Source organism: Nevskia soli, assembly GCF_903970205.1.
In the GTDB taxonomy this organism is placed as follows: domain Bacteria; phylum Acidobacteriota; class Terriglobia; order Bryobacterales; family Bryobacteraceae; genus Bog-113.
The window spans coordinates 1-2972 of record NZ_CAJCHS010000138.1; the positions used below are offsets into that span (position 1 = coordinate 1).

At 57.5% G+C, this 2972-nt stretch carries 5 protein-coding genes; 3 read left to right on the forward strand and 2 right to left on the reverse strand.

Annotated features, from left to right (window positions below):
* Positions 1–470 precede the first annotated feature (470 nt).
* Positions 471–701, reverse strand: a complete 231-nt coding sequence (locus tag H1Y01_RS06405; RefSeq protein WP_219341327.1) for a hypothetical protein — start codon at positions 699–701, stop codon at positions 471–473.
* Between the two features lie 89 nt (positions 702–790).
* Complete coding sequence (locus H1Y01_RS06410; protein WP_180539613.1) at positions 791–1705, reverse strand: hypothetical protein; 915 nt, start codon at positions 1703–1705, stop codon at positions 791–793.
* 448 nt (positions 1706–2153) lie between these two features.
* Here H1Y01_RS06410 and H1Y01_RS06415 point away from each other — a divergent pair, with 448 nt between their 5' ends.
* From H1Y01_RS06415 to H1Y01_RS06425, 3 genes are all read left to right on the forward strand, one after another.
* Positions 2154–2510 (forward strand): helix-turn-helix domain-containing protein, encoded by a 357-nt coding sequence (locus tag H1Y01_RS06415; protein WP_180539615.1) that lies wholly within the window; start codon positions 2154–2156, stop codon positions 2508–2510.
* A 3-nt stretch (positions 2511–2513) separates the two neighbouring features.
* Positions 2514–2780, forward strand: coding sequence for a hypothetical protein (locus tag H1Y01_RS06420; protein WP_180539614.1), 267 nt, complete (start codon positions 2514–2516; stop codon positions 2778–2780).
* The coding region (locus tag H1Y01_RS06425) for a type II toxin-antitoxin system RelE family toxin (protein WP_219341329.1) at positions 2777–2972 on the forward strand (196 nt) is incomplete at its 3' end. The genes H1Y01_RS06420 and H1Y01_RS06425, both read left to right, overlap by 4 nt.

Below are 2972 nucleotides of genomic sequence, written 5' to 3' on the forward strand. Positions count from 1 at the left end.
GAAGCAGGGCCCCAAAGGGCTGCAGGCCGAGAACGTCAGCCGTCTGTAAGCTCACCCAGCACAGATCGAACAACGAAAAGGGCCTCCGGAAACGGGGGCCCTTTACTTTTTTGGCCGTCATACCTCTCGCGATCCTTTCCCGTCAAAAGCGCAAAGGGCGCGTCCCCGCGCCGCCAAACCACAAAGGAACTCGTGAAAGCTTGGCGGCGCGGGGCGCGCTCCGTCTTGCGCGAGTTCCTTAGAAGCCTGGGACTTTGATGGGTCAGCTCGTCATCGCCGACACCGGACCCGTCAACAATCTCCTCCTGATCGGGCATATCGACGTCCTTCCCGCTCTCTTTGACAATCGCCCTGGCCATCCGGTCCATGCCGCTCCAATGCGTCCAATCTCCCGAGCGTCAGAACCGAACTCGATCCGACCTATCGCACTCGATTGCAACGCCGTCCGGTCGTTTGCGTCAGTTTGAGATTCACTCGTGCGAGGCGGATAAGTCGTTGGGATGGAAGATTCGTTTATGCAACTCTTGCAGTTCTTCTTCGATAGTGGGCTTGGATTGACCCTCCCGGATACCCCTGGCGAGTCGTGCGTCCGGAGCCGCCTGAGGACCGTCCGGATCCTGGGCGAAACGCATCGAAAGGAGCTGTTCGTAGCGGTTAATATCTTCCGGGGCGGCAAACGGGTGGTCGTTTGTGATCGCCAATTTTTCGTCTGGTTTCAATGGCTGCATCGTTCGACCTCTTAAATGCATCATACCGCCGGTTCCAGTCAACATGCGTCGAACAAAAGAGTCTACCTTCCCATCTTGGCGAGAATCTTGTCAGTTACATATTCCCTGGTCACCGCATCGTTTTGGCAATCGAGAGGATTGCCGGTGGAGGCGCTGTAATAGTTATCCATCACGGCCGGATATCGCGGGTCGATCAACTCGCAGTGATAGGACTTCCAAGCCGGCGGATATCCCAGGCTATCTCTCGACAGATCGGATGCGTAAGTTGCTCCTGAGTACACGCAGAAGTTCACCGGGATCGGCCTGCCAGCTTTGCAATTCGCAGCCGGACTGCTGTCGACATATAAGTCGGTGATAGATCCGTTGGTATAGCTGGAGATCGCGTGTTGAAACTCGTGCAGAGGGGTAATGTCCGAGACCGAACTGTGAATGGCGATCGTACCTGGGATGCTGTTGTAGTAACAATGTGTGAATGAGCGTCCATCTAGGATGAAAGGAACTCCCGCACTTCCGGGAACGTCTGTGGTGAACCATGCGCTCGCCCGCGTGTGTGTCAACGAGTTTGAGACGGAGTACGCGACATCGACGAAGAAGGACACGCCATTTACCTGATAGTTCCCGGCAAATGCTTGGATCGCGTTACGCCGGGCAACCAGAATGTTGCTTACACCGTCCTGGCCAACCAGCGCGCTGGCGGAGCCGACGCCCGCTGCGGGGTCCCAGATGGAAATAACGCGTACGTTAGCCGCTATTGCAGGATCGAAGAGTAGCTGCTCCTTGATCCCGGCCACGCGGCCAAACAGACAATCTTCGATATAGTTCACGGCACTGTAAAAGCCGGCTTTGTTGCCCATAATGGGATCGGCAACAAAGGTTCCCGAATTCCAGGGCGCCTCCAAAGCAGGGTTGGCAAGGATGCAGATCGTAAAGGGATCTTTCTTTGAAGCACCGGCCTGTCGCAAGATGACTTCAGCCATTTATCCTCCTAGGACTTGATCCGTGACATCAAGTCGTTGTTTGCCTGAGTGAAGCGAGTTACCGGCCCGAGGGCGGAATCCCCGGGATCTTATCGGCCAATGCGGGACGCACCGCATGCTTGGGACCGGCCGAACGGCTCCGAGGATCACGCGCCGGTTCGGACAGTTCCACGAGCACCTCGTGACCCCGGCAGGTGCCGCGGGAGCCCGACTGCTCCTCTGCGCGATCATCGGTTATCTAATCTTGACATGGGCGAGGGCGACGCTCGGTCCGTCGCCCGGCGATGTGAATTAGATATCGCTGGAACTTGGCGGACATTAGCAAACGCCGCAAATCGGAACTTAGTGGATCCACATATGATACTTTCTAAGTATCATATGAGAAAATCAACGGGATACTTCCTCGCCGCCGCCCTATCCTGCGCTTGTGGCCCGCTCCGATTCCACGATTGATTTTCATGAACGCCTGACCGCTCTCCGGAAAGAGCACGGTCTTACCCAGCAAGCGCTAGCCGACCGTGTCGCGTGTCACGTCCAGCAAGTGAAACGATACGAGGCGGGTACCTCCCAACCCACCCTCGACGTGATCCGCAATCTGGCTAAGGCCCTCAGCGTTACCTCGGATCAGTTGCTATTCGGCAGGGACGAACGCGGTCCAGACGACGACCTACGCTTGCAGTTCGAGGCCGTCAGCCGCTTTGATCCGGAAGAAAAACAAGTTGTCCGTTCGGTGCTCGAAGGCATGATCTTGAAGCACGAAGCCCGACGTTGGCAGAACCTTTCGAACGGCGGAGAAAGGAAGTAAGCAATGTCTCTCGATCTACAGCAGGAACTTCAGCAGGCTCACGCGCTGCTCGATCAACTGCCGCCCGCCAAACTCGGCGTGGTGCGCTCACTGCTCGCAGTCCTGGTCGACGATGACGACGAAGAAGAACTGACCGGGGAAGACCGCCGCGCTCTCCGTGCCTCCGACGAGTACTTCCGCAACGGCGGCCAGGGCATTCCCTTCGAGCAGGTTGTCTCCGATCTCGGCTTCACCATGGAGCAGATTCGCGGAGACCAGAACGAATCGTGAAGCGGATTCGATTCGAGCCTGAGGTCCCGGCCCAGGTTCGCGCGATCCCGCAGCACATCGCCATGACCATACTCCAAGCCATCCACCGCTACGCCGAAACCGGCGCAGGGCGTGTCAAGCCGCTCTCCGGCGAGTTTGAAGGCTTCCTCCGCCTTCGCGTCGGCAACCACCGCGTCTTCTTCAAGGAAACCG